The organism is Synechococcus sp. RC10A2 (assembly GCF_047502605.1).
On the sequence record NZ_JANSHP010000095.1, the window covers coordinates 21,336 to 44,202 of the forward strand.

Below are 22,867 nucleotides of genomic sequence, written 5' to 3' on the forward strand. Positions count from 1 at the left end.
GTGGCGGGATCTCAGCGCCTTCGTCCGGCCGTTTCACAGCTTAGCGCTTCGGGAAAATCCGCCATCTCTTCAATGGGTGCCGCATCCGTGGTTCGGCGAGGTAGCTTGCGCAGCGAATACCGCCGCGCTTGAAACACCTGGATCAAGTATTCACAGGCTGCTTCGGGCCGCGTGTGGCGACCACAGGTGAACACATCCACCGCTGCATAGCCCGCTTCGGGCCAAGTGTGAATGGAGATATGGGATTCTCCCAAAAGGGCCAGAGCCGTGATCCCCTGTGGCTCAAACGGATGGCAAAGCTCGCCCAAGAGGGTGGAGTTGGAGCGTCTTGCTGCCTCCCGCAAGGCCTGTTGCACCAGGGAAACATCATCCAGAAGTTTGGCCGGGCAGTCGTAAAGCTCTAGGATGCAGTGGATCCCGATCAGAGCCAGAGACCTATCCCCTAATTGGCCAGATAGTGTGTGCAGCATACTATCCCCTAATTGGCCAGATAGACTACCGAAGCCGTGCGAACAAAAAGCACAGCTTTACCATCTTCTCATAGATGCAGCGGGATTACACCCCGCAACGGCTTTTTTCTTAACTGAGAATTAACCTTGACGTTGTCCGCAGCCCTGCCGGCTTGCTCCCACGCAGGGGGAGAGCGGCGATTCTTTCACAACTTGCAGTAGCTGCTGGCAGGCAACCCCCACTTGCTGTGCCACACCATCCTTTGCTGCTCTGCCCGATTTGCCTATCCAGTTGGCCAAGCCCGATATCTGCCCACCCCGCTGGCGGCATCTCGAACGTGGTGCAAGGGGAATTGCTCAGCAGTTCGGCTTCCTACCCAACGACCGGCTGACAGCGCCAAGGAGCGGGGATCCCTGGAAGAGTCCCCCTCTCAAAGCTCCCAGAGCGGTTAGTCTAGACTGTGGACAGTGACGTTCCTCTCAATCCGAGCAGAGGCTGTCGATGGACACCGCCGAGGCCCTCCAAGTTCTCAACCTGCCGCCGGATGCCAGCGAACGGGAGATCCGGAGGAAGTGGTTTCGAGAATATCAAACCCTTAGTGCCGCCCTCTTGGAGCTGGAGGACGAACGGCAAAGGCCCTTGCTGGAGGCGCAACTGGCACGGCTCAACGAGGCGCGGGATGTGTTGCTCGGCGGCGGATCCCAGGCTGAGAAGGAGTTGGCTTGGGCTAGCCCGGAAGACTTGCCTTCCCAGGTCATCGTGCTGCTTTACCAAGCCAATGGCCAAGAGGGGATCTGCACACGCCAGATCGGGGGGCAGGACATTGTCATTGCGTTTGAGAGCGCCTTTGGGGCGAAAAAATATGCCCAAAGGCTGGCCCAGCAGGGGCTGCCCAAGCCGCTGGCCGAGCGCTTTGATACTCAGGAGATCGTCGATTTTTGTCGCGAAGGGGGCTATGGGTTGATGGTGGTTCCAGCCAGCGAGGTGCTGGAGCCGCTGGAGGAGAGTACGGAAGCCGCGCGGAATTGGCAGGGCAAATCCTAACGGCCTGGACTTCAACCCAGATTGCGTTGCGAGGGTCTTCGATGATCACTGCCGAACCAATCTCTCTAGAGGAGTTTCGCCAGATCATGGATGCGGATCTGGAGGCTTGCTGTGAAGCATTTGGCCTGAGGGAAGGGTACCTGCGTCTGCAACAACAACAACTGCGCTTCTGGGTTATGCTGGCCCTCTGCCTGTTGGTGGTTGCCCTGGTGATCTTTTTGGGGATGCGGGATCCCGGCTATTGGCTACTGTATACAGTGGCCGTCGTGTTGCTGGCGGTGGTTTTGCTGGGGCTCCTCTGGGCCAGCTTGGAGCTGCAGCAGAGCCTGCGCCGCATTCGCCAGCGCTGGCAGGAGGCCCACCTCCTAAATAGCCCTCCCAAGATCATGGAGTTTGCCAGCGATCTCGCCCGCAAGGTAAAAGAGTACAACCGCTGGGTGCAAGAGCTCCAACAATCGCTGGAGGGGGGCCAGTATTGGCGAGATTTTCGCCAACTGAGCCAGGCCGAGCAGCGGTATATCCAGTCGCTCTTTTTGCAGGTGCGGGCCCAGTTGATCACGGCTTTGCAGATGTGCAGAGCCTTGATCGAAGACCCACGGGTTCCCGTAGAGCAGTACTTTAACCAGATGGTTGCCCGGGATCAGCAACTGCTGGAGCAATTTATCGCCAAAAACTTGACTGCCAACCGCTACGCAGCCATAGCTCGCAAGCTATCTGCCCTGGAAGCAGATCTGCAAACCCAGCTCAGAGCCCTGGGATCCCGGTGATAGTCTGGTGTCGATGCTCGGCAGCTTGTTCATGAGAAGCAGAGGCACCGCAACGCTGTACATCCTGCTGGGGCTGGGCCTGCTGGGGTGCGGGGATCCCAATGTGCCGCTGACCCAACCTCCCCCCGATGCTTTTCGGGTCAGCACCCCCCGTCCGCCGCGCTTGGATCTGTACCCCACCCCACCACCAACGCCCACCCCTACTCCCACACCGCCCCCCAGCCTGCTGGAGCTCACGGCCCGTTGGCTGGGGATCCCGTGGCCGCCGCAACGGCGCGAGATCAGCCCGGTGCGGTTGAGCGCCCGTTTCCTTGAGATCCCACTGCCGCCCAAGCCTCGCCCCTCACCCCAACCTTCCCCTAGCCCGGAAAGAGAGGAGAGAAAGGAGCAAGGTCGCGAGACCTAGTCCACACCGCTGGCCTCGGGGCATCTAGGCGCCCACCGTCACCGGCTCCGTCTCTCGCACGCGCAGCTTTTCGCAAGGGATGATATCCGTCAGGATGGAGCTGGCCATCATGCCCGTGTGGATCTCCAGTTTGGCTCCCAGCACTGCCTCAAACAGCAGCCGCTGCCCTGGGAAGACCACCCGCTCAAAGTACCAGTTCTCGATATTTGTGATGCGAACCACCTGAACGGAGCTGGTCGCGTTGATGTAGCTACAGGTTATTCGCTCTACTCGTTTTTTGTCGGGGATCGCATCAAGTGTTTGCATAATTAGATCACCAGCCCACTCTGCTCAGCCTATTATCTACCCTAACACCGCCTGGGGATCGCTGCAGTAGCCTTTGATACGGCGATCCCAACCAGCAAAAATGAATCCTGGAAAAGTAATTTCTGTATTTTATCTTACCGTTTTGATTTTTCAGAATGGCCCTTCAAATCAGGAGGGATTTGGATTGAAATTTCTCCCTGCGGCGAGGCAATTTCTCACAGAGAATCTCCGCAGAGCAGTAGTTAAGATTACATTTTGAGTCCCCTTGGGAGTTTGGGGATCACGGCTCGTGGAGGCTCGCTCCGGTCGTCGGCTTCGGCGAGGACTGGCGGGGATCCCAGTTCAGGCCCTCCACCCGCAGCTCCAGCGCCCCCGACTGACGCACCGGATTGTATTGCAAGCTAAATCCATAGGTGCGGCGGTCGTAACCCAGGCGATAGGTGGTATCCACCTGCTGGCCGGATTGGAGATCCAGTGTGGTTTCGGCCCCCACCCGCAGCGGGCCGTACAGTTGCTGTAAAAAGCCCAGAACAAGCTGCTCCCGCGTGGTGATGCGGTCGAACAAAAACGGCGAGGCCCCCGCCAAAAAGCCATTGGAGTAGGTCACCCTCAGGTTGGTGTAGTCGAAGGTATCGGCCACGAAAGCCCCGATTACCGCGTCGAGGCCAATGCTGCCGGCAGTATAGCTTTGGGCACGGCCATTGGAGTAGAACGACTGGCTGCTGCTGAGGCCGGTGTTGAGCCAGATTCCCTGTTCGATGGGCAAAGCGGAAAAGCGGGGTGGGGGATCTGCTGCCGTCTTGGGGGGCCGCCAAATGGGAAAGGAGCGGCTCACGGTTGCCCCCAGTTGCAGTCGGGTGAGCTGGATGCGGTCGGTGGTCTTGGCCAGGGCTAGATCGGGATCGGTGTCGATGTCGCCGAGTTGTCCTAGGGCGTCGATGGAGTCGGCGGCTATGCGGTAGCTGAAATTCAAGCCGGTGTCGCCGAGAAGGAGGGTGGGCGAGTTGTAGCTGACACCGAAGCGATTTTCCACGATCTGAAACCCCAGCCGCCCGCTGAAAAAACGCTCCCGATAAGCATAGGTGTAGGTGACTTGGCCGCCGTCGCCGGTGGTAACGCGGTGTTCGACCTGCGCCCGCAAGCGCCGAGCAAATTCCTCGAAGACGATCCCGCGCAGCTCGGCAAACAGCGAGGTTTGGGCATTGGCTTCCGGTTGCCGCCAACGAAAATCCGTCCGCAGCCCAACCCCATCGCGGATCCCTTGGAGGCTCCCCCAGAGGCGCTGCGGATACAGTTGGGGGGAGAGCACCAAGCTGAGGTTGGGATCCTGCAGCAGCTCGATGTTGGCTTGCAGGATCAGGCCGCGCCGCAGTTCTTCCCGGTCGAAGTCATCGTAAAAAAGGCTGACCGGAGGCTGACGGTTGAAGGAGTCAAGACGCAGCCGAATGGGCAGGGGCAAAAAAAAGACCTGGTCGAAAACCAGTTGCCCCGCCTCGGCCATCAGCAGGCTGGAACCATCCGGCTGCAGGGCGGAGGTCACTCGCGGGCTGCGGATCTCCAGCTCTGGCGGATCTAGCGGGTCGTTGGTCAACTGCACTTGCTCTCCTTCCCAGTTGTTGGCAGCGAAGCGGATGCGAACGGCGCGAAAGCGCACCAGCCGCTGCGGCGAGAGGGCCGCTGCCGGGGATCCGGCGGCCTGCAACTGGCCGATATCCACCTGCCCGAAGGCCTCTTCCAAAACTCCCTGCTCCCGCTCAAAGTCGTATTCCAGGCGGGATCCCTGGATGCGCTGCCGATGCAGCTCCACCGAGACATTGCCCTCGGCCAGGGCTCGCCGCTGTTGCAGCTCGATGCGCAGGCGGTCTGCCCGCAGCACAGAGCGGCCCAGCCGCATCTCCACATTTCCTTCCGCCTGGAAAACCTGCGCCCGTTGGTCGAAGGTTTGGCGGTCGGAGCGCAGCCGTAACGTGCGATCCGCAAGGGTATCGGGGGCACTCGTATCCCCAGGCTGAGCGGCTGCCACCTGGTCTTTCTGGGCTGAGGCAGGAGCAGCCGTTGCCAGGCCAAACACCCCCAAGCAAAGCCAGAGCCACCAAAACCCTTTCATACTCCCCCAAACCTGCGCAAAACTTCAGCCCAAGCCCCCGGGCTGGCTCAGCCCGTTGTCGGCGGGGGCGGGTTGAGGGCGCGGTTGAGCTTGCCGCTGCGGTAGCCCTCCAAATCGAGACTGACGTAGAGGTAGCCGAAGGATTGCAGAGCCCTGACCAGCGCTTCCAGATCGGTTTTTTGCACAAACTCTCGGATCTGGTGAGGGGGCAGTTCGATGCGAGCAGTATCTTTCTCGGAGCGCACCCGCACCTGGTGCCAGCCCAAGCTGCGCAAATAGCGCTCTGCCGCCCCCACTCGGCGCAGCTTCTCGGCAGTGATGGCCTCGCCATAGGGAAAGCGGGAGCTGAGGCAGGGCTGAGCCGGCTTATCCCACCAGGGCAGGCCCAGATGGCGAGACAGTTGCCGCACCTCCAGCTTGCTCATCCCCACCTCCGCCAGGGGGGAACGCACGCCCCGCTCTCGAGCTGCCTGCACTCCCGGCCGGTAGTCGGCCAGATCGTCGGCGTTGAGGCCATCCACCACGTAGTCGTATCCTTGGGCTTGCGCCAGCCGGCACAGCAGGTCATGCAAGTGGCTTTTGCAGAAGTAGCAGCGGTTAGCGGGGTTGGCGGCGTAGCGGGGATCCTGCAGCTCCTGGGTCTCGACGATCTGGTGGCGGATGCCGATGGATTGGGCTTGCCAGATGGCCTCCTCCAGATCTTCGGGCAAAAGGGCAGGGGAGGCGGCAGTGACGGCCAGGGCCCCCTCCCCCAACTGATCCCAGGCCAGCTTGGCCACCAGGCTGCTATCCACCCCGCCTGAGTAGGCCACCAAGACCCGCCCCATCTTGGCCAAGATCTGGGCAAGCTGCTCAAACTTTTGCTGCAGCACGGGATCCCACTCCGTCGCCAGAGCTGGGGCGGGGGAAGGGATGTTCCTGTCTTGGTTGGTGTCCATGGGTCCAGGACATGCCGAAGAGGGAGTCGCTTGGGGGGATCCCCTCTTTACTTCTCCTATTCTTCCGCAGAGCTTCTCGACTTTCCAACGCTTTTCTCCCAAAGAAGGTGCCGGATCCCTCCTAGAGCCCCTAACCCTTAGACCAGCAAGTCGTCGAGGCGGTAGGCTGGATTGCAGTTGGGGTTGTTGCCGTCCTTAACCGTTTTCTTCCCTTGACACGCCATGGCTCTGCAGCTCGAACCCGCCGGCCCGTCGGAAGTGTCCGTCTATCAGCCCTATTACGCGGTTGCCCGCCGGCAGTACCTGCCCCTGGCCGTGGGCCTTTACAAAAAAGGCAGCCTGGAAGGACAGAGGGCCATCGAGGGAGACAAGCCCGTGCGTTTCCTGGCCAGTTGGCACACGTCGCTGTTGCCCGCAGATCTGACCGTGGTGCAGGTGGTCTTCGATCAGGATGCCGAGCTCACTTACCAGCTCTCCATCGCCAACTACGAGTTTGTGGACTACCTCATCGACGTGGTAGCGCTGGTGCAGCGGGGGCAGCCGCCGGATTTCACCACCGCCTTTTACAAAAAGTTGATGCGGTATGAAGACTGAAGCAGATTCTCCGGTCGCCATCACCCTCTACGACACCACGCTGCGGGATGGGGCGCAGCGGGAGGGGCTGTCGCTGTCGGTGCCAGATAAGGTGCAGATTGCCAAGCTGCTGGATCGGCTGGGGATCCCCTTTATTGAGGGGGGCTGGCCGGGGGCCAATCCCAAAGATGGACAATTTTTCTGGCAACTGCGGGAAGAGCCGCTGGAGCAGGCGGAGCTGGTGGCCTTTTGCTCCACCCGCAAGCCGGGGCGGCGGGCAGCCGATGACCCCCTGCTGCAGGCCATCTTGGCGGCGGGAACCCGCTACGTGACGGTTTTTGGCAAGTCTTGGGATCTGCATGTTACGGAGGGGCTGGGCACCACGCTGCAGGAAAACCTGGCCATGATCCGCGACACCATCGCCTATTTGCGCTCCCAAGGGCGGCGGGTGATCTACGATGCCGAGCACTGGTTCGACGCCTACCGCCACAACCCCGACTACGCCCTGCAAACCCTCGTGGCGGCTGCCGAGGCAGGGGCGGAGTGGCTGGTTCTCTGCGATACCAACGGCGGATCCCTGCCCCACGAGATCGCCGCCATCACGGCAGCCGTCTTGGCCGAATCCCATCACCTGGGGCATTTGCCCTTGGGGATCCACACCCACAACGACTCTGGCACTGCTGTGGCCAATGCCCTGGCGGCAGTACAGTCGGGGGCGCGCATGGTGCAGGGCACCATCAACGGCTACGGGGAGCGCTGTGGCAATGCCGACCTGTGCAGCGTTATCCCCAACTTGCAACTGAAGCTGGGCTACCGCTGTCTGCCGGAGGGGAAGCTGCAACACCTAACAGAGATCTCCCGCGCCATCAGCGAGGTGGTCAACCTGGCCCCAGATGACCACGCGCCGTTTGTGGGCCGGTCGGCCTTTGCCCACAAGGGCGGGATCCACGTCAGCGCCGTCCAAAAAAACCCCCTCACCTACGAGCACATCGCCCCGGAGCAGGTGGGCAACTGCCGGCGCATCGTCGTCTCGGAACAGGCGGGGCTGAGCAATATCCTCAGCAAGGTGGCCGAGTTCGGGATCCGGCTGGACAAGTCGGATCCCCAGGCCCGCTTGATCCTAGAGCGGCTGAAGACCTTGGAGCTGCAGGGCTACCAGTTTGAGGCCGCTGAGGCCAGCTTTGAGCTCTTGGTGCGGGAGCTGTTGGGGCAGCGCTCGCATCCGTTTGAGGTGCTCAGCTTCCATGTCAGCGCCACCACCCGCTCCGACTGGAGCAGCAAAGACTGGGATCCCAGCGGCGAGGCAACGGAGGTGCAGTCCTTGGCGGCGGTGAAGATTGCGGTGCGGGGGCAGACGCGGGTGACGGCAGCGGAAGGCAATGGGCCGGTGGCGGCTTTGGATGGGGCGCTGCGCAAAGCCTTGCTGGAGTTTTACCCGCAACTGGAGGCCATTCACCTGGCCGACTACAAGGTGCGCATCTTGGACGGGCGGGCCGGCACCTCGGCCAAGACGCGGGTGCTGGTGGAGTTTAGCGACGGCCACCGCCGTTGGACCACGGTGGGAGTTTCCACCAACATCATCGAAGCCTCCTGCCGGGCCTTGGTGGAAGGCTTTGAGTATAGTCTCTTAACAGAACCTTGCCTTTCCCCACCCTCTGCCCAAAGGGCCTCGCCTTGAAGGGGATCTCCCCTCTCCCTCTGGGAGAGGGGCTGGGGGTGAGGGCCGGCGCGGAGCGCTTGGGCCTGTCTCCAACTCATTTGAAATCACCCAGCTCCCATGAGAATCATCGGCCTGACGGGCGGCATAGCCACAGGCAAATCCACGGTGGCCCGCCTCTTGGAACGGCACGGGATCCCGGTGGCCGATGCAGATCAGATGGCGCGGCAAGCCCTAGCGGTGGGATCCCCCATCCGCGAGCGGGTGCTGCAGCGCTACGGCCGGGCCATCCAGGATCCCTCTGGAGCGCTGGATCGCCGCCAGTTGGGGCGGATTGTCTTTGCCGATGCCGCCGAGCGGGCCTGGCTGGAAGCCCAGATCCATCCTTTTGTCAAAGCGCGGCTGCGGGAGTTTCTCGAGGCCCACGGGGCATCTGCGCCGCCTGAGGAAGCGACTGAGGCTCGACCCAGTTGCCAATGTCCTCACGGGGAAGGCCATCCCACCGTTTGCCTGATGATCCCGCTCCTGTTTGAGGCCCACATGGAAAACTGGGCCAGCGAGATCTGGGTGGTGACCTGTACCCCGGAGCAGCAGCGGCAGCGGCTGGCGCAGCGGGATCTGCTGACGGCGGCAGAAATCGAGGCGCGCCTGGCCAGCCAGTGGCCCCTAGAAGAAAAGGCCCGTCGCGCCCATGTAGTGCTGGACAATTCCGGATCCCTGGCGCAGCTGGAAGCCCAGGTTAGGCAAGCCCTGGGGGCTCACCCCAGAGAAGGAGGGGCCATTTGCCCCACCCCGCCGAGCCGGATAGAGTGACGGGGGAGGGATCCCTTTCTTTGCAGCTATGTCTGGATGGATCGAGAAAGAGGCGATGCAGGAAGCACTTTGTGGCAGCGGGAGAGAGTCTTTGTGGACCTCAGCGCTGGCGGCGCGGGAGCGGGAGATCCAGCTTTTGCGGGAGCGCAACCGCCTGCTGCAGAGCCAGATCGACCTGTTGGAGCTGCGCCAAGAAAAGCAACAGCGGCAAATTCGCAGCTACGAGGCCGAGATCGAGCAGCTCTACCAAGAAAAGCAGGTGTTGGAGCAGATGCTCCAGGAGCTGCCGGAGCTCTACCGGCGCAAACTTCAGGCCCGCCTGCAGCCCATCCGCGAGCGCATCGCCGCCATGCAGGCAGAAAATCGCCGGCTCAAGAGGGAACTGTACCAGCTCAGCTACCGGCTGCAGCACGTGGATCAACTGGATGCCCCCGGCTGGAAGGTGCAATTGCCGCAGATCCCTCCGCTGCGCCGCCGGGATCCCAAAGCTCTGCCCGCCCAGGGAGCGACATCTCCTCCCAGGCCCAGTATCGCTCTTGAGGGACAAAGGGAGAAGCCAGAATAGGGGAGCCCCCCTGGGATGCCTCAGCATTGCCCAGCAAGAGCGGTTTCGGCGGGGGCGCGCTTGCAAGGCGACTGGAGAGCTCGAAAAAATGGCCGTTGCTGGCAAGTACGAACCCCTTCATTTGAAATACCGCCCGCAGCGCTTTGCCGAGGTGGTGGGCCAAGGGGCAGTCGTGCAGACTTTGGCCAATGCCATCCGGCTGGGGCGGGTGGCGCCGGCCTACTTGTTCTGTGGGCCGCGGGGCACCGGAAAAACCTCCAGCGCCCGCATCTTGGCCAAGTCTTTAAATTGCGAGCAGGGGCCAACGCCGGATCCCTGTCAGGTATGCAGCCAGTGCCGCGCCATCACCGCCGGCTCTTCTTTGGACGTGATTGAGATCGACGCGGCCAGCAACACCGGCGTGGACAACATCCGCGAGCTGATCGAGCGGGCCCAATTTGCGCCGGTAAATAGCCGCTACAAGGTCTATGTCATCGACGAGTGCCACATGCTCAGCAATGCCGCCTTCAACGCGTTGCTGAAGACGCTGGAAGAGCCGCCTCCTCGCGTGGTGTTTGTGCTGGCCACCACCGACCCACAGCGGGTTCTGCCCACCATCGTTTCCCGCTGTCAGCGGTTTGACTTCCGCCGCATCCCCCTCGACGACATGGTGGCCCACCTGGGCCAGATCGCCGCCCAGGAAGGGATCCCCATTGCACCAGAAGCCTTGCACCTGGTGGCCCAACTGGCCCAGGGCGGGCTGCGGGACGCCGAGCGCCTGTTGGATCAGCTCAGCTTGCTGGAGGGATCCATCACCCCAGAAGCCGTATGGGACTTGGTGGGCGGGATCCCGGAGCGGCAGCTTTTGGATTTGACCGATGCGTTGCTGGCTCAGGATGTGCAGGCGGTGCTGGCCCAGACGCGACAATTGCTGGAGCGGGGCAGAGAGCCCCTGGTGGTGCTGCAGAGCCTGGTGGTTTTTTACCGGGATCTGCTGCTGGCCAAGACGGCCCCCCAACAGCGGCAGTTGGCGGCCGTAACGGATCCCACCTGGGCAGCTCTGCAGCAGCGGGCTCCTCGCTACTCGGTGGAGATGCTGCTGGCGGCCCAGAGCCACCTGCGCCAGTGCGAGCCGCAAATTCGCCAGAGCGGGCAACCCCAGCTTTGGTTGGAGATCGCCCTGCTGGATCTGCTGGGCCAGCTTCGCCAGAGTGCCGTCCCGCTGCCGTCAATAGAGGCCAAAGGCGGAGAGCCGCTCCCAGCCGTCGGCCCGCCAACGGTCGGAAAGACCCCTAGCCCCACCGTCCCAGCCAGCGAGGAGCTGACAGCTCCTACGACAACCCTTCCAGAGACCCCAGCCCCTTCCCCTGCTGCAACAGGGGGATCCCTCCCGCCGTCGCAAACGGCAAAGCCAAGTCGGGAGAAGCCGGCCAGCCCGGAAAAAGCGAAAGATCCGCATCCCCTCAAGCTGCTGCGGCCCCGGTGGGAGGAGTTTCTTGAAAACCTTCGCCCCATCACCAGAGGCCTATTGGCATCCGGCTATTTGCAGCAGGAGTCTCTCGTTGGCTCTGACGGGACGGAGACCTTAGAGATTACCCTTGCTTTTCCCAATAAGGGCTTAGTGGACAAGGTGCGCAGCAAAGAAGCCGAGCTCTGCTCTGCGCTCCACAACCTGCTGCAGCGCCCGGTGCGGCTAAATTTGGTGGTGCAGCAGGGACCTTCGTCCCGCCATCGTGAGGGGAGTGCTGGCGAAACCTCAGGTCGCGAAAAGGCTCCACCCCTCGCCCCTGCAAAGTTGCAGAGCCGAACCCCCAGGGGCGACAACCTCCCCAAAGACTTATCGCCATCTCCCAAGGCGGGATCCCAAAGCTACGGTAGAGTCGGGCAACCTCCTCCTGCTGAGCCAGAGACCCCTGGCGAGAACTCCATCCCGCCAGCGCAAGCGGCAAAGCCTCCCTCCTACCACCTTGCCCACGAGCTGGCGGAGGTGGCCCGCCGCTTTGCCGACCATTTCAACGGCAGCCTGATAGATTTGCAAGGGATCCTGGCCTCGCCCGAGGAGGCGACGGCAGAACTGTCCGCTCTCGAGAGCCTGGAAGCAGAGGGATCCCCGGATCTGGGTGAAGCCTACGGCCCGCCGGCAACCCAGTCCCCCCTAGCCCCCGCAGAGGAGGAGCTACCTTTCTAGGCGTTACTTTGGGATTGTCTTGACCCTTGGGCCCCATGATCTGATCCGCTTCTCGGCGCAGGCGCCGGACTGGGCGCTGGTTCTGCCCCTGCCACTTTGGCTGGCCCATCAAGGAACGCCTCTAGCGCTGGGATCCTTAAGGGCCAGCCCAGCTAGAGAGAGCGACCGCCTCCACCCGTTCCGTCAATTGAGGAGATATCTCCTGGATCCCTGCGTCGGGGCAAACCTTATTCTGATCCTGGGCATCCCTGGGGGCGGATGAGTTCGATCGGCAGGCCATCGGGATCGGCGATGAACGCCACCTCATAGACTTGGCCGCCAATTTGCTGGCACTGCGGCGGCAACAGCAAGGTAAGGGGCACCTGTGCCTCCAGATGCTGTAGATAGTCGGCCAGGGATCCCCATTCAGGGCCGATCTCCAAAGAGGGATGGTAGTAGCCCACATAGTGGGGATCCCCGAAAGGATCCGGCGCAGGATGGGGCTGCGGCACCTGCATCAGCTCCAGGCGACCCCAGGGGCTGAGCATCCAGCAGGCTAAGGTGATCCCAGCGGTAAACCGTTCTTCCACCACAAAGCCCAGACCCTCGTAAAAGGCGATGGAGCGAAAAATATCGGCGGTGCGAATGGAAAAGTGATGCAGCTTCATGGTTGTGCTAAGAGGTCGAATAGGAGCAGACTGCCCAGGTCAACCGCCCAGGATCGCTAGCCAAGCACAAGCAGACTTGCTAGGCTCCAGAAGAAGTAGCGATAGATCCATAGGTAGACCCGATTGTGGGCGCCGATCCGCCGCACCCCTGGGTCGGGAGGCTCACCACCTTCAGTCGATTCCTTCTAGTCAACATCATCATGCCCAAGCTGGTCATTGTCGAATCTCCCACCAAAGCCCGTACCATCCGCGGCTTCTTGCCCGCCGGCTATGAGGTGCAAGCCTCGATGGGACATGTACGCGATCTGCCGGAGTCGGCCTCTGACATTCCCGAAGAGGTGAAGGGAGAAGAGTGGAGCCGTCTCGGGGTCAATGTCCACGCCAACTTCGAGCCTCTCTACGTGATCCCCAAGGACAAAAGAAAGGTAGTCAAACAGCTGAAGGAGGCGCTTAAGAAAGCCGACGAGCTAATTCTGGCCACTGACGAAGACCGGGAGGGGGAAAGTATCAGTTGGCACCTGCAACAGGTGCTGCAGCCCAAGGTGCCCACCCGCCGCATGGTGTTCCACGAGATCACCCGCGAGGCCATTCAGGAGGCGCTGCAAAATTGCCGTGAGGTGGACGAGCAACTGGTGCGGGCCCAAGAGACGCGCCGCATCTTGGATCGCCTGGTGGGTTACACTCTGTCGCCGCTGCTGTGGAAAAAAATTGCCCCCAAACTCTCGGCAGGTCGGGTGCAGTCGGTGGCGGTGAAGCTCTTGGTGGATCGGGAGCGGGAGCGTCGCGCCTTTAAAAAAGCCACCTACTGGGATCTGAAAGCGGATTTGCAACCGAGGACAGCAAGCCAAGCGGCCTCTTTCCCGGCAGAGCTGGTGAGCCTGGGCGGCAAACGTCTGGCCAGCGGGCAAGACTTCGATCCCAGCACCGGGCAGCTCATAGCCGGACGGGATGTGGTGCTGTTGGATCAAGCCCAGGCCGAGGCCCTACGGGATCGCCTGCTGGGGAAAGCTTGGGTCGTCAGCTCGGTCGAAGAACGCCCCTCCACCCGCAAGCCCGCCCCTCCCTTCACCACTTCCACGCTGCAACAGGAGGCCAACCGCAAGCTGCGCCTGTCGGCTCAGCAGACGATGCGCATCGCCCAAAAGCTCTACGAAGAGGGCTACATCACCTACATGCGCACCGACTCGGTACACCTGTCGGAACAGGCCATCCGCGCCGCCCGCGCCTGCGTGGAGTCGATGTACGGCAAGGAGTACCTCAGCCCCGAACCTCGGCAGTACACCACCAAAACCAAAGGGGCGCAAGAAGCCCACGAGGCCATTCGTCCCGCCGGCTCGGAGTTTCGCCTGCCCAGCCAAACCCCCCTCACAGGGCAGGAGCTGGCCCTCTACGACCTGATCTGGAAGCGCACTGTCGCCAGCCAAATGGCCGAGGCGCGGCAGACCCACACCATCGTGCTCATCGCGGTGGACGATGCGGTGTTTCGGGCCAGCGGCAAGCGCATTGACTTTCCCGGCTTCTTCCGCGCCTATGTGGAGGGATCCGACGACCCAGAGGCGGCTTTGGAAGATCGGGAAGTGCATCTGCCCCTGTTGCGGCAGGGGGATCCCTTGAGCTGCCTGCAGTTGGAGCCGGTGGGCCACGAAACCCAGCCGCCGCCTCGCTATACGGAAGCATCCTTGGTCAAGGTGTTGGAAAGCGAGGGCATTGGCCGCCCCAGCACCTACGCCACCATCCTGAACACCATCATGAGCCGCGGCTACGTCAGGTCGATGGGGAACGCCCTCGTGCCCACCTACACCGCCTTTGCGGTGACCGAGCTGCTGGAAAAATACTTTCCCAACCTGGTGAACACCCGCTTCACTGCCGAGATGGAGCAAACCCTCGATGACATCGCTTCTGGCCAGGCAGACTGGTTGCCCTACTTGCGCCATTTCTTCCTGGGCGAGCAGGGCCTAGAAGGCCAGGTGAAGGCGCGCGAGTTGGAAATCGACTCCGGCCTGGCCCGCTCCATTTACCTGGAGAACCTGCCCGTCAAGATCGGCATCGGCCCCTACGGCCCCTATGTGTCGGTAGAGACTGAATCAGGAGAGGTGCGCGCCAACCTGCCGGAGGATATTCCCCCCGCCGATCTCAGCGCCGAACACATCGAGGAGCTCATCCGGCGCAAGCAGGAAGGTCCCAAGCCCATCGCCTTCCACCCGGAAACCCAAGAGCCGGTCTACGTAATTCCCCAGGGTCCCTACGGCCCCTATGTGCAGTTGGGAGAGGTGTCGGAGGAGAACAAAAAGCCCAAGCGCACCTCCCTGCCCAAAGGGCTGAAGCCGGAGCAGGTCACCCCTGAGATTGCCCTGGGGCTGCTCAGCCTGCCCCGCACGTTGGGGGAGCACCCGGAATCGGGGAAAAAGGTGCAGGCCGGCATTGGCCGCTTCGGCCCCTACGTGGTCTGCGACGGGGATTTCCGCTCGCTGCCTGCCGATGAGGATGTGCTGACCATCAGCCTAGAGCGGGCGCTAGAGCTGCTGGCCCAGCCCAAAAAAGGCCGTGGGCGCGGCTCGGCCAAGCCCCTGCGCGAGCTGGGATCCCATCCTGAGGATGGCGAGCCGGTCACCTTGCACGACGGCCCCTATGGTCTGTATGTCAAGCACGGCAAGGTAAACGCCTCACTGCCCAAAGATCTCTCCCCGGAAGCCGTGACGCTGGAGATGGCGCTGGAGTTGCTGGCGGAAAAAGAAGGTTCCTCCGCCAAAGGGAAGGGTCGCTCAACCGGCAAGGCGCAGGCAAAAGCCAGCACCACGGCCAGGAAGGCTGAGGGAGCTGTCCCGTCGGCAGGATCCCAAAAGGAGCGCACCTCGCAAAGCCGCCCTAGCAGCAATGGGACGGCCAAGGCGAGCCATGTTCAAGAGACGGCCCAAACGGGATCCCGTCCCACCATCCTAGAGGTCACTCCCAAAGCGCGGGCCTGAGAACCGTTTCTCCAGCTTGTTACCCCAAAAAATGGGTCCAAAGCCCCGTCCTACCGCTGCGCGGTTCGCCTTTGGCGGGCCGTAGGCCCTAAAGACGCAGGTTCAAGGTTTTGGTCTTTGAAGCTGCCCAGTACCGTGGGGCATAGGGGAACTGACTCGGCCTCGCATGACTCGGCGCGGAGTGCTCCAGCCAACGACTGGGGAGACCCACCTGGGTTAGCGGGCCGTAGACCCCAACGGTAGGCGCCGCTGCTGCTCGCCCAAGCGGAACAGAGTTCTCACCGGTAATCCTGACGCGGGGAGATTCGGCGGCTCCATTGGAGGGCAGCTCGTCTCAGCCTCTCTCCCTCCCGCAAGGGGGGATGTAGGGGGGGCGGTCGGAGCCGGGTAGTTTACGAGAAATTCAAGCCTAGCTGGCTTGCTCGAAGACGCGCTGAACCAAGCCGCTGACGATGGAGAGCACGATGGCGCCGACAAACGCCCAACCAAAGTTGTCGATATTGAAAGCATCCCCGGCCAAAAAGTCGGCAATGGCTAAGCAGATGCCGTTTAAAATCAGCCAAAACAAACCTAGCGTCAGGATTGTAATCGGCAGGGTGATCAACTGCAGAAACGGCTTCACCAAGCTGTTGACTAGCCCAATGGCCAGCGCCGCCACCAAGGCACCTCCAAACCCGGAGACGTGGATCCCGGGCAAAAGCCAGGCCAAAATCATCACGCTCAAGGCCGACATCAGCCAGGTGGCCAAAAGAGCTGCCATACTTCCTCCCTTACCCCGCTGGGGCAGCCATTTCGCCCTCTATGCTATCCAATTGTGAGGGATCCCGGCTGTCGGCACCTCTTCCGGGCTGTAAGTTTGCAACGCCAAAGCATGGATACTCTGCCCCATCTCCTCGGCCAGGGCGGCGTACACCAGGCGATGCCGTTGCAGAGAAGTTTTGCCGGCAAACAGAGGCGACACCACCTGCACGCGGTAGTGCCCCCCGGATCCCTGTTGCCGTTCCCCATGGCCGGCATGGCGGTGTGATTCGTCCTCCACGTGGACGTAGAGGGCTTGCAGCTTCTCAGCCAAGAGCTGCCGAAGGCGGTTCGAGGTGAGCATGGGATCCTTTAAGATTGAGTGCCGGCCTTGGCAAAAGCCGCCTCGACCAGGGGACGCAACTCGTTGCGGGCGTGCATCTCTTGGAGGATGTCGCAGCCGCCCACAAACTCCCCGTCAATATAGATCTGCGGAATGGTCGGCCAGTTGGAAAACTCTTTGATCCCTTGGCGAAGCTCAGGATCCTCCAGCACGTTAATTGCCGTGTAGGGGAAGCCCAAGCTATCCAATATGCGAACGGCGGCGTAGGAAAACCCACACAGGGGCATTTCTGGGGTGCCCTTCATGTAAATCAGCACCTTGTGCGTGCGGACCTGGTTGCGGATTTTCTCTTCCAAAAGGGGATCCAGCATGGTAGCCAGCCAGTTTAGCGACAACAGGGGACAGGCCAATTCGGCTCCTATCGTGATCTCATTTTCATCTGCTTTTGACGAAAAGCGTCAACAGGCATCCTGGAGCTTGGCGGGGGATCCCCCTGCTGACAACAAAAAGTGCTAGAAGGGGAAGCAGTGGAGGTTTCTCACCGGAGGCCATTCATGCTAACAGAGTCCTCTCGTGTTAGCGGGACGAAGTCCTTGCCGTCGGCGGTGGAAAGCCCCGAGACAGGGGGGAGTGATTCTCCCTCTTCTGCCAAGCCGGAGCCAAAACTGGGGTTCTGGCAGCAATTCTGGGAAGACATCGACTGTGTCTTCGAGCGGGATCCGGCGGCGCGCAACCGCTGGGAGGTGCTTCTCACCTACCCAGGGGTACATGCTCTCTTCCTGCACCGCATCGCCCATTGGCTGTGGAAACGGCGCTGCTTTTTTCTGGCCCGCTTGCTCAGTTTCATTTCTCGCTCCTTTACGTTGATCGAAATTCACCCGGCAGCCCGGATTGGACGGCGCTTTTTCATCGACCATGGTTGTGGCGTGGTGATCGGGGAGACGGCGGAAATTGGCGATGACGTCACCCTCTACCACGGGGTTACCTTGGGGGGCACCTCTTGGACCAAAGGTAAACGGCATCCCACCCTAGAAGATGGGGTGATTGTGGGCACAGGGGCGAAGATCCTGGGGCCGGTTCGCATCGGTGCTAGAGCCCGCATCGGAGCCAACGCAGTGGTGATTCAAGATGTGGCCCCCGGCATGACGGTGGTCGGGATCCCAGGTCGAGCGGTCATCCCACCCCATCAACGCCGCATCCCCGCCCATGGCATCGACCTAGATCACCACCTCATGCCTGACCCAGTGGGACGGGCGATCGAGCAGTTGTTGCACCGCATTCAAGAGCTGGAAGCCCAGGTGGCCCGCCTCAACCAAGAGCGGGAACAGGACCGCCAGGATCAGGTCAGATGCGAATGAGGCTGCGGCTATGGCGGGGAGCATCCTTGGTGCCGGCTAACTGTAGGGCAGGTTGGCGGCTCAGAACTCCTGGGAAAAGGGGCAGCACCCAGGGCGGTTCTGCTCAGCTTTGCCCGTCTGGCTGTCTGCCCGGGATAACCCCTCGAGCCCAGTCGGCCTGTTTGCCCTCAACCCCGATTGGGCTGTCCAGAATTTTTGCCCACAACCTTTTTGCAGCTTCCTGAGAGGAGGAGGGCGTTTCTGCAAGCTCTCTGTGCCCAGGAGAAATTTTGCTCTAGAGCGTAGCTTTTTTTGCGGCAAGTCGATAGAGCTTTTTGGATGGAACTAGCTAAGGTGCCGGCGTCCCAGCATTTTGGAGAGGAAGGCTGATGTTGCCGAGCAAGCTCATCTTTTCTGGTCTGGCAGCTCTGCTCAGTTTGGGATCCGCTCCAGCCGCTCTGGCCCAGACACTCCTCCCGCAGCAAACAGTGCTCCTCGACAGCAGACAGAACAGCGCCACCCCTCTACAAGGCAATGTCCTACAAAACATCGTCTTCGTTGTGCCCAGCGCCCCAACGCGGCACTTCGCCGGCAGGTGGGGTTGGCACAGCAGCCCCTCACCGCCCCCCGCCCCCATGACAATTCTTATCCTCAACTCCCAAGCCAACCTGTCCGCCGAGGCAGCCGAGCCCCAGACCTGTGGCCAGCGCTGCCAGGGATCCCTGCGCCTGCCGTAAAGAAGAGGCTGCTGCTTGTACTTCAGCTAGAAGCCGCAGGAGCCCCGCACTGGACTCCCCACCCCCCACACCCCCCGTGTACGGGGGGCGAAGGGGGACTGGGGGCTACTGAAAGCCTGCTTCGTGCCGCCTAGCGGTTGGAGTCGGGTAGTTTACACTGCCCAAGCCCGCAATCCGGCTCGCGGCAATGCTCAGCTCTGCCCGGGTCGGGGTTGATATAATTCAGGGCAATTGTCCGCTGCCGGGCAATAAGAAGTTCTGCAACTTAGCTCTTTGGATTTTGGCGGTGTGTGAGGGATCCCTATGAACCGTTCCCAGCAACTCGGACTCCGGCTTGCTTCAGTGTTCGCCTGTGGGGTAGTGCTACGCACCGCTTTCGCGAACGGTCTGTCGATGCGATCCGCGGCTTGGGCGCAATCAGCTCCCCCGCCCGGCACCCTGGATCTGCGCACCAATGGCGATACCCCCGCCCAACCCTCCCCTACACCTACCCCAGCCGCTGGCGAGCCAGAAGTTTTGGTAGCGGAAGTGGTGGTGGAAGGAACCGACGACCCAGAGTTGATCGAGCAGGTTTACAAGGCTATTCGCACGCGGGCCGGCGAGGTCTCCACTCGCTCCCAACTGCGGGAAGACATCAATGCTGTGTTTGCCACTGGGTTTTTTGCCGATGTGCGGGCGGTGCCCTCCGATACGCCCCTGGGGGTGCGGGTTACCTTTGAGGTCAAGCCCAATCCGATCCTCAAAGCCGTGCGCACAGAAGGGGCAAAAGTTCTGGATCCGGAGGTGCTCAAGAAGGCCTTTGCCGATCAAGAAGGGCGGGTGCTCAACTTTGGCGAGCTGCAAGCGGCAGTGGCCGAGATCGAGCAGTGGTACGCCGACAAGGGCTACGTGCTGGCCAAGGTGACCGACGTGCGCTCCTCCGAAGATGGCACCCTCACTCTGGAAATTGCCGAAGGGGAGATCGAGGACATTCGCGTTCAAGGCAACACCAGAACCCGCGACTTCATCATCACCCGCGAGCTCAAGACCAAGCCAGGGGATGTGTTTAACCGCAACCAAATCCAGAAGGATCTCCAGGCAGTTTTCGACCTTAACCTTTTTCAAGATGTGAATGTTGGGCTCAACCCTGGCCAGGATCCCAACAAGGTGGTGGTGGTGGTGAACGTGGAAGAGCGCCGCACCGGCACCTTGAGCGGCACCATCGGCGTCAGCTCGGCCACAGGGGTCTTTGCCGGCCTCAACGTCTCGGAAGAAAACTTGGGCGGCAACAACCAAAGCGCCAGCTTCAACGTGCAGGTGGGCACCAACGAAACTCTGTTCGATTTGAACTTCACCGACCCGCGCATTGCCACGCTGGAGATCCCCACCTCCTACAACGTCAACATCGCCAACCAGCAGAGCTCCAGCTTTGTCTTCAACGAGGGATTGACCCTGCCCAACGGGGATCCCGTGCGCATCAACCGGCTGGGCGGCGGCGTCACCTTCTCCCGTCCCATTGGGGGCAATTGGCGGGCCAGCCTGGGCACCCGCGTCCAATTTGTGGAAGCCCGCAACAGCAACGGCGAGCAGGAGCGCTTCGATGTGCTGGGCAACCCGATTACCTTCAGCGCAAGCGGCCAAGACAGCTACACCACCCTGCGGTTCGGCCTTGTCCACGACAGCCGCGACAACCCCAACAGCCCCAGCCAGGGATCCGTCTTTCGCCTCTCCACCGAACAGTCGGTCCGTCTGTTGGAGAACGGCCTCAACGCCAACCGCCTCGAGACCAGCTACAGCCAGTTCATTCCCGTCAAGCTGTTCGAGACGCGCAGCGAGCGACCGCAGGTGCTGGCTTTTGACGTGCGGGCGGGCACCACGATTGGCGACTTGGCTCCCTACGATGCTTTCCCCATCGGCGGGGGCAGCTCGGTGCGGGGATTTTTTGAGGGCGGCGTCGGCTCCGGTCGCAGCTTTGCCACGGCGACGGCGGAGTTGCGCTTCCCCCTGTTCGACCCGGTGGGGGCGGTGGTCTTCGCCGACTACGGCACCGATCTGGGCAGCGGCGCGGCGGTCATCGGCAATCCGGCGGCGGTGCGCAACAAGCCGGGCAGCGGCTTGGGGCTGGGGGCCGGCATCCGCATCCAATCTCCCTTGGGGCCGCTGCGCATCGACTACGCCATCGGGCAAGGGGAGGCCGGCCGGCCTCAACTGCACTTTGGCATTGGCGAGAAGTTCTAGCTTGGCGGTGGATCTGCTGCCGGCTTGCTATGGTGAGAGCAAGGGCTCGTGAGGGAAGCAACCCATGAAACGGCAACTCGGCCAATCGTTCCGCGGTGGATCCCTGGTACTCTTGTTCTGTGCCAGCCTAGCCCTGACAGGATGTGGGCCGTTGGCGCGCTTAGGCATTGGCACAACCCCGATTGCCCAGATCGAACAAAATCCTTCCCGCTACACCAATGTGTACGTCCGCGGTCGCGTGGTCAACCAGATAGGGGTGTTCGGCCAGGGTGTGTACGAGATCCAAGACAGCAGCGGCTCCCTCTGGGTCATCACCGACAAGGGCTTGCCGGCCATGAACAGCACCGTAACCGTGCGCGGCAAGGCCCAAGAGGGCATTGTCTTGGGAGGACGCAGCTTCGGGGTGTCGTTGGTGGAAGCGGAGCGCTTCTAGCCGGCCCCCAAGGCCAGCATGGAGACGCGGCCGGCCAAGGTTTTGGCGATCTGCTGCAGAGCTTGGGCAGAAGCAGACTCAGGCTGACCGACCACGATGGGCTGGCCCGCATCTCCCCCCTGCCGCAGGGCAATTTCCAGCGGGATCCGCCCCAGCAGTGGGACACCCAGCTCGCGGGCCGTGGTCTCTCCGCCTGCTGAGCCAAAGATGTCGTACTGGCGATCCGGCAGGTCGGGGGGAATGAAGTAGCTCATGTTCTCGACAATGCCGAGGATGGGCACCCCCAACTGGCGAAACATGTTCAAGCCCTTGCGGCTATCCAGCAGGGCCACCGACTGCGGTGTGGTGACGATCACGGCGCCGGCCAAGGGCACCGCCTGCACCAGGGTCAGTTGGGCGTCGCCGGTGCCGGGGGGCATATCCACGATGAGATAGTCCAGCTCCCCCCACTGCACCTGATAGAGAAACTGCCGGATGACGCCGTTGAGCATTGGCCCCCGCCAGATCACCGGCTGATCCCGCCCCACCAGCAGGCCCATCGACACCATCTTGACGCCGTAATTTTCCAGGGGGAAGATGTCTTCGCCGCCGTCCTCCCGCTTGCGCACCAACAAAGAGCGATCCTGGAGGCCCAGCATCAGCGGCACATTGGGGCCGTAGATATCGGCATCCAGCAGCCCCACCCGCGCTCCGCTCTGGGCCAGGGCCACGGCCACATTGACCGAGACGGAGGTTTTGCCCACGCCTCCCTTGCCGCTGGAGATGGCGATGATGTTGCGCACGCCGGGGACAGACTGGCGATCCGGCAGAGAAGGGGAGCGGGGGGTTTCCGCCGTTACTGTGACATCAATGGCTTCAACTGGGGCCAAGCGGCGGATGGCAGCTTTGCACTCGTCCACAATGAATTCCCGCAAGGGGCAGGCCGGCGTGGTCAGCACCAGGGTAAAGGCCACCCGCTTGGGCTCGACGCGAATGTCGCGGATCATGTTCAGTTCCACCAGGCTGCGGCGCAGCTCCGGATCTTGAACCGGGCGCAACGCCTCAAGGATGGCGGCAGCATCGAGGGTGGAGGTGGTCATGGCATTCAAAAACGAGGTAACGGCTCCATTTCTCACTCTAGTCGTTTTTTCTCCCGGCTCTTCGCTGGCTAACCAGGACAGTTGCGAAACTGTCTGCCAAGGCTGGCCCTCTGCCAACCGGCTGGCCTAGGCTGGTTCTGGTTGGAAGACAAGGCTGTTGGCCGACGGAGGAGGGCAATGGTGCCAGCGCTGATCCTGGGAGTCGGTTTGTGGTTGGGCCTGACGTTCTTGGCCCAGTTGCTCCCTCTGCTGGAAAAGAGAGGCTCCCGTCGCCCCTCAAGCTGGGATGAGCCCACTCCCTCCCACCAGCTGCAGCCCACCTCGAGTTGGGATCCCTCCTGCCGCTACTTTTCTCGCTCGCCCTATCTGCCCTGTGCTGTGAACCCCCTGGGCCCCTGTCGCTGCCCCCACTACGTCGCGCGTTGCCAGAGCTCCACCGACCCAGGAGCGGGGTCAACAGGTTAGTCCCCCTGGTCTCGTGCGGGTATCTTACAGAATTCGTGTGTGGATCTAGACAAGAGTGTGACATCCTCTCCCGCTAAGCCCTGACGGGCTGTAGACGGGAGCTTCCGAGAAT

The 22,867-nt window shown here is 61.8% G+C and carries 23 protein-coding genes; 14 read left to right on the forward strand and 9 right to left on the reverse strand.

What is annotated here, in order from left to right; genetic code table 11:
- Positions 1 to 11: 11 nt before the first annotated feature.
- Complete coding sequence (gene speD, locus NW848_RS12765; protein ID WP_099812417.1) at positions 12 to 470, reverse strand: adenosylmethionine decarboxylase; 459 nt, start codon at positions 468 to 470, stop codon at positions 12 to 14.
- Between the two features lie 481 nt (positions 471 to 951).
- Here speD and NW848_RS12770 point away from each other — a divergent pair, with 481 nt between their 5' ends.
- Genes NW848_RS12770 through NW848_RS12780 form a run of 3 tightly spaced genes read left to right on the forward strand, consistent with a single transcriptional unit; the run spans position 952 to position 2,667 of the window.
- Positions 952 to 1,494, forward strand: a complete 543-nt coding sequence (locus NW848_RS12770) for a DUF3110 domain-containing protein (protein WP_011429476.1) — start codon at positions 952 to 954, stop codon at positions 1,492 to 1,494.
- A gap of 41 nt (positions 1,495 to 1,535) precedes the next feature.
- Positions 1,536 to 2,261: a hypothetical protein gene (locus tag NW848_RS12775; RefSeq protein WP_414402635.1), complete on the forward strand. Its 726-nt coding sequence runs from the start codon at positions 1,536 to 1,538 to the stop codon at positions 2,259 to 2,261.
- 31 nt (positions 2,262 to 2,292) lie between these two features.
- Positions 2,293 to 2,667 carry a hypothetical protein gene (locus tag NW848_RS12780; protein WP_011429474.1) on the forward strand — a complete coding sequence of 125 codons (375 nt, stop codon included), beginning with the start codon at positions 2,293 to 2,295 and terminating at the stop codon, positions 2,665 to 2,667.
- Between the two features lie 24 nt (positions 2,668 to 2,691).
- Here NW848_RS12780 and NW848_RS12785 read toward each other — a convergent pair whose 3' ends face one another.
- The 3 genes from NW848_RS12785 to larE form a co-directional block, all read right to left on the reverse strand.
- The gene (locus NW848_RS12785; protein WP_011429473.1) at positions 2,692 to 2,973 is read right to left on the reverse strand and encodes a DUF1830 domain-containing protein; all 282 of its coding nucleotides are present in this window, start codon (positions 2,971 to 2,973) and stop codon (positions 2,692 to 2,694) included.
- Positions 2,974 to 3,253: 280 nt separating this feature from the next.
- Complete coding sequence (locus NW848_RS12790; protein ID WP_414402636.1) at positions 3,254 to 5,080, reverse strand: DUF3769 domain-containing protein; 1,827 nt, start codon at positions 5,078 to 5,080, stop codon at positions 3,254 to 3,256.
- A gap of 47 nt (positions 5,081 to 5,127) precedes the next feature.
- Entirely contained in the window at positions 5,128 to 5,952 is an 825-nt protein-coding gene (larE, locus tag NW848_RS12795) for an ATP-dependent sacrificial sulfur transferase LarE (protein ID WP_011429471.1), read from the reverse strand.
- A gap of 288 nt (positions 5,953 to 6,240) precedes the next feature.
- Between larE and ebsA the strand changes: the two genes are divergently transcribed.
- The 5 genes from ebsA (at position 6,241) to NW848_RS12820 (ending at position 11,793) form a co-directional block, all read left to right on the forward strand.
- A complete protein-coding gene (gene ebsA / locus NW848_RS12800) occupies positions 6,241 to 6,612 on the forward strand; it encodes a type IV pilus biogenesis protein EbsA (RefSeq protein ID WP_414401301.1) in 372 nt (123 codons plus the stop codon).
- Complete coding sequence (cimA, locus tag NW848_RS12805; RefSeq protein WP_414389665.1) at positions 6,602 to 8,269, forward strand: citramalate synthase; 1,668 nt, start codon at positions 6,602 to 6,604, stop codon at positions 8,267 to 8,269. The genes ebsA and cimA overlap by 11 nt, the downstream gene beginning before the upstream one ends.
- A gap of 99 nt (positions 8,270 to 8,368) precedes the next feature.
- Positions 8,369 to 9,061, forward strand: a complete 693-nt coding sequence (gene coaE / locus NW848_RS12810) for a dephospho-CoA kinase (RefSeq protein ID WP_099812421.1) — start codon at positions 8,369 to 8,371, stop codon at positions 9,059 to 9,061.
- Between the two features lie 91 nt (positions 9,062 to 9,152).
- Positions 9,153 to 9,626, forward strand: a complete 474-nt coding sequence (locus NW848_RS12815; protein ID WP_187147164.1) for a hypothetical protein — start codon at positions 9,153 to 9,155, stop codon at positions 9,624 to 9,626.
- Between the two features lie 88 nt (positions 9,627 to 9,714).
- On the forward strand, positions 9,715 to 11,793 hold the full coding sequence (locus tag NW848_RS12820; protein WP_011429466.1) for a DNA polymerase III subunit gamma/tau: 2,079 nt from the start codon (positions 9,715 to 9,717) through the stop codon (positions 11,791 to 11,793).
- A gap of 227 nt (positions 11,794 to 12,020) precedes the next feature.
- Here NW848_RS12820 and NW848_RS12825 read toward each other — a convergent pair whose 3' ends face one another.
- Entirely contained in the window at positions 12,021 to 12,440 is a 420-nt protein-coding gene (locus tag NW848_RS12825) for a VOC family protein (RefSeq protein WP_011429465.1), read from the reverse strand.
- Between the two features lie 200 nt (positions 12,441 to 12,640).
- On the opposite strand from NW848_RS12825, the gene topA reads away from it, so the two are divergent.
- Positions 12,641 to 15,406, forward strand: coding sequence for a type I DNA topoisomerase (gene topA, locus NW848_RS12830; protein WP_414402638.1), 2,766 nt, complete (start codon positions 12,641 to 12,643; stop codon positions 15,404 to 15,406).
- 409 nt (positions 15,407 to 15,815) lie between these two features.
- Here the strand turns inward: topA and NW848_RS12835 are convergent, their stop codons facing one another.
- Genes NW848_RS12835 through grxD form a run of 3 tightly spaced genes read right to left on the reverse strand, consistent with a single transcriptional unit; the run spans position 15,816 to position 16,855 of the window.
- The gene (locus NW848_RS12835; RefSeq protein WP_099812424.1) at positions 15,816 to 16,166 is read right to left on the reverse strand and encodes a phage holin family protein; all 351 of its coding nucleotides are present in this window, start codon (positions 16,164 to 16,166) and stop codon (positions 15,816 to 15,818) included.
- 39 nt (positions 16,167 to 16,205) lie between these two features.
- Entirely contained in the window at positions 16,206 to 16,508 is a 303-nt protein-coding gene (locus tag NW848_RS12840; RefSeq protein WP_099812425.1) for a BolA family protein, read from the reverse strand.
- 8 nt (positions 16,509 to 16,516) lie between these two features.
- Positions 16,517 to 16,855, reverse strand: coding sequence for a Grx4 family monothiol glutaredoxin (gene grxD, locus NW848_RS12845; protein WP_168173360.1), 339 nt, complete (start codon positions 16,853 to 16,855; stop codon positions 16,517 to 16,519).
- Positions 16,856 to 17,041: 186 nt separating this feature from the next.
- Between grxD and cysE the strand changes: the two genes are divergently transcribed.
- The 4 genes from cysE to NW848_RS12865 all read left to right on the forward strand — a co-directional run bounded on the left by cysE (position 17,042) and on the right by NW848_RS12865 (position 21,211).
- Complete coding sequence (cysE, locus tag NW848_RS12850) at positions 17,042 to 17,845, forward strand: serine O-acetyltransferase (RefSeq protein ID WP_011429460.1); 804 nt, start codon at positions 17,042 to 17,044, stop codon at positions 17,843 to 17,845.
- A 368-nt stretch (positions 17,846 to 18,213) separates the two neighbouring features.
- The gene (locus NW848_RS12855; protein WP_414402639.1) at positions 18,214 to 18,561 is read left to right on the forward strand and encodes a hypothetical protein; all 348 of its coding nucleotides are present in this window, start codon (positions 18,214 to 18,216) and stop codon (positions 18,559 to 18,561) included.
- A 393-nt stretch (positions 18,562 to 18,954) separates the two neighbouring features.
- Complete coding sequence (locus NW848_RS12860; protein WP_228375416.1) at positions 18,955 to 20,778, forward strand: BamA/TamA family outer membrane protein; 1,824 nt, start codon at positions 18,955 to 18,957, stop codon at positions 20,776 to 20,778.
- A 64-nt stretch (positions 20,779 to 20,842) separates the two neighbouring features.
- Complete coding sequence (locus NW848_RS12865) at positions 20,843 to 21,211, forward strand: hypothetical protein (protein WP_011429456.1); 369 nt, start codon at positions 20,843 to 20,845, stop codon at positions 21,209 to 21,211.
- Here the strand turns inward: NW848_RS12865 and NW848_RS12870 are convergent.
- The gene (locus NW848_RS12870) at positions 21,208 to 22,290 is read right to left on the reverse strand and encodes an Mrp/NBP35 family ATP-binding protein (protein WP_011429455.1); all 1,083 of its coding nucleotides are present in this window, start codon (positions 22,288 to 22,290) and stop codon (positions 21,208 to 21,210) included. The two genes, NW848_RS12865 and NW848_RS12870, sit on opposite strands and share 4 nt — an antisense overlap.
- 177 nt (positions 22,291 to 22,467) lie before the next feature.
- On the opposite strand from NW848_RS12870, the gene NW848_RS12875 reads away from it, so the two are divergent.
- The gene (locus tag NW848_RS12875; protein ID WP_414402640.1) at positions 22,468 to 22,755 is read left to right on the forward strand and encodes a DUF6464 family protein; all 288 of its coding nucleotides are present in this window, start codon (positions 22,468 to 22,470) and stop codon (positions 22,753 to 22,755) included.
- The last annotated feature ends 112 nt before the right edge of the window (positions 22,756 to 22,867 follow it).

Excerpts from the sequence above, each read along its gene's own strand:
- speD (WP_099812417.1), bottom strand. The coding sequence starts at position 470 with ATGCTGCACACACTATCTGGCCAATTAGGGGATAGGTCTCTGGCTCTG.
- NW848_RS12770 (WP_011429476.1), top strand. The coding sequence starts at position 952 with ATGGACACCGCCGAGGCCCTCCAAGTTCTCAACCTGCCGCCGGATGCC.
- NW848_RS12775 (WP_414402635.1), top strand. The coding sequence starts at position 1,536 with ATGATCACTGCCGAACCAATCTCTCTAGAGGAGTTTCGCCAGATCATG.
- NW848_RS12780 (WP_011429474.1), top strand. The coding sequence starts at position 2,293 with ATGAGAAGCAGAGGCACCGCAACGCTGTACATCCTGCTGGGGCTGGGC.
- NW848_RS12785 (WP_011429473.1), bottom strand. The coding sequence starts at position 2,973 with ATGCAAACACTTGATGCGATCCCCGACAAAAAACGAGTAGAGCGAATA.
- NW848_RS12790 (WP_414402636.1), bottom strand. The coding sequence starts at position 5,080 with ATGAAAGGGTTTTGGTGGCTCTGGCTTTGCTTGGGGGTGTTTGGCCTG.
- ebsA (WP_414401301.1), top strand. The coding sequence starts at position 6,241 with ATGGCTCTGCAGCTCGAACCCGCCGGCCCGTCGGAAGTGTCCGTCTAT.
- cimA (WP_414389665.1), top strand. The coding sequence starts at position 6,602 with ATGAAGACTGAAGCAGATTCTCCGGTCGCCATCACCCTCTACGACACC.
- coaE (WP_099812421.1), top strand. The coding sequence starts at position 8,369 with ATGAGAATCATCGGCCTGACGGGCGGCATAGCCACAGGCAAATCCACG.
- NW848_RS12820 (WP_011429466.1), top strand. The coding sequence starts at position 9,715 with ATGGCCGTTGCTGGCAAGTACGAACCCCTTCATTTGAAATACCGCCCG.
- NW848_RS12825 (WP_011429465.1), bottom strand. The coding sequence starts at position 12,440 with ATGAAGCTGCATCACTTTTCCATTCGCACCGCCGATATTTTTCGCTCC.
- topA (WP_414402638.1), top strand. The coding sequence starts at position 12,641 with ATGCCCAAGCTGGTCATTGTCGAATCTCCCACCAAAGCCCGTACCATC.
- NW848_RS12835 (WP_099812424.1), bottom strand. The coding sequence starts at position 16,166 with ATGGCAGCTCTTTTGGCCACCTGGCTGATGTCGGCCTTGAGCGTGATG.
- NW848_RS12840 (WP_099812425.1), bottom strand. The coding sequence starts at position 16,508 with ATGCTCACCTCGAACCGCCTTCGGCAGCTCTTGGCTGAGAAGCTGCAA.
- cysE (WP_011429460.1), top strand. The coding sequence starts at position 17,042 with ATGCTAACAGAGTCCTCTCGTGTTAGCGGGACGAAGTCCTTGCCGTCG.
- NW848_RS12855 (WP_414402639.1), top strand. The coding sequence starts at position 18,214 with ATGTTGCCGAGCAAGCTCATCTTTTCTGGTCTGGCAGCTCTGCTCAGT.
- NW848_RS12860 (WP_228375416.1), top strand. The coding sequence starts at position 18,955 with ATGCGATCCGCGGCTTGGGCGCAATCAGCTCCCCCGCCCGGCACCCTG.
- NW848_RS12865 (WP_011429456.1), top strand. The coding sequence starts at position 20,843 with ATGAAACGGCAACTCGGCCAATCGTTCCGCGGTGGATCCCTGGTACTC.
- NW848_RS12870 (WP_011429455.1), bottom strand. The coding sequence starts at position 22,290 with ATGACCACCTCCACCCTCGATGCTGCCGCCATCCTTGAGGCGTTGCGC.
- NW848_RS12875 (WP_414402640.1), top strand. The coding sequence starts at position 22,468 with ATGGTGCCAGCGCTGATCCTGGGAGTCGGTTTGTGGTTGGGCCTGACG.